General features: G+C 72.7%; 2 protein-coding genes. Both read right to left on the bottom strand.

Annotation, left to right across the window (positions count from 1 at the left end; genetic code table 11):
• Nucleotides 1-1,094, bottom strand: a 1,094-nt coding sequence (locus ACYVE7_RS33875; RefSeq protein WP_460370644.1) for a thiamine pyrophosphate-dependent enzyme, incomplete at its 3' end; no start/stop codon positions are given.
• A 5-nt stretch (nucleotides 1,095-1,099) separates the two neighbouring features.
• On the bottom strand, nucleotides 1,100-1,502 hold a 403-nt coding region (locus ACYVE7_RS33870; protein WP_460370643.1), incomplete at its 5' end, for a 5-oxoprolinase subunit C family protein.

Here is a 1,502-nt window from a genome sequence, read left to right as displayed (position 1 = left end):
AGCCGGGCGGCGGTGTCGGCGCAGAGCACGCCCTCCGGCGAGTCGGGGGCGAACCCGCGCCAGGGGTCGGCCTGATCGGCGCCCAGGGCCGCCGCCAGTTCGCCCATCTGCTCGGACGTCAGCAGCGACGAGTGGTTCTGCGGGTGCCCCTGGGTGGGCAGCCCGTACCCCTTCACCGTGTACGCGAAGATCACGGTCGGCCGGGTGTCGTCGATCCGCGCGTAGGCGTCGGCGAGCGCCCGATGATCATGCCCGCCGAGGTCGCGGACCGCGGCCAGCAGGGTGGCGTCGTCGAGGTCGGCGAGCAGCCCGGCGATCGCCGGGTCCCCCGCGGGGAGCCGTTCGCGCAGTTCCTCGGCGGGGCAGCGGAGCAGCCGCTGGTACTCGGGGTTGCTCATGGTGTCGATGCGTTCGCGGAGCCGCCCGCCGCCGGGCCGGGTGAACAGATCCTCCAGCAGCCGCCCGTACTTGACGTTCAGCACCTGCCATCCGGCGGCGTCGAACATGCCCTGGAGCCGTCCCGCCGAGATGTTCGGCACCACCCGGTCCAGCGACTGCCGGTTCAGGTCGACGATCCACACGACCTCGCCGAGCTCCCCGACGGCCGGATCGAGGATCGCCTCCCAGACGGCGCCTTCGTCCAGCTCGGCATCGCCGACCAGCGAGTACTGGCGGCCGATCCCGGCCGTCCCCACATACCGGCGGGCCATCGCGCCCCAGATCGGCGCGGTCGCCCCGATGCCGACCGACCCGGTCGAGTAGTCGACGGGGTCGGGGTCCTTGATCCGGCTCGGATAGCTCTGCAGCCCGCCGAACTGCCGCAGCGTCGTCAGATACCGCTCGGGCAGCTCCCCGAGCAGATAGTTGATCGCGTGCAGGACGGGCGAGGCGTGCGGTTTGACCGACACCCTGTCCTCGGCGGTGAGCTGGCCGAACCAGAGCGAGGTCATGATCGACACCATCGACGCGGACGACGCCTGGTGCCCGCCGACCTTCAGCCCGGTCGGGTTGGGCCGCACCCGGTTCGCGTCGTGCACGATGGCCGTCGCCAGCCAGAGCACCCTGTCCTCGATCGACCGCATCACATCAACCATGGCAGTCACCCTAGAGCGCGGCATCTCCCGAAGCGAACGCGCTGACCTGGGCGGATCTGCGCCGCGAGCGGCAGGTCCCGCTCGTCGACCACGCCGATCACCGGGTAGCCGCCGGTGGTCGGATGGTCGGCGAGGAACAGGATCGGCAGCCCGCTGGGCGGCACCTGCACCGCGCCGAGCGGCATCCCCTCGCTCGGCAGCTCGCCCGTGCGGGCACGCGGCAGGGACGGTCCCGTGAACCGGACCCCGACCCGGTTGCTCGCGGACGTCGCCTCGTACGGCCGTCCGGTGAGCAGGGCGAGGGCTTCGCCGGTGAACCAGTCGGCGCGCGGTCCCGGCAGCAGCCGCAGCCGCAACTCCGCCGGCAGGGGCGCGACGGGCGCGGTGTCCAGGCCGGGGAACGGGCCG

This window comes from Actinocorallia lasiicapitis (assembly GCF_054778695.1).
Note: the sequence above shows the minus strand (reverse complement) of the source record. Positions and strands in the feature narration are given on the sequence as shown.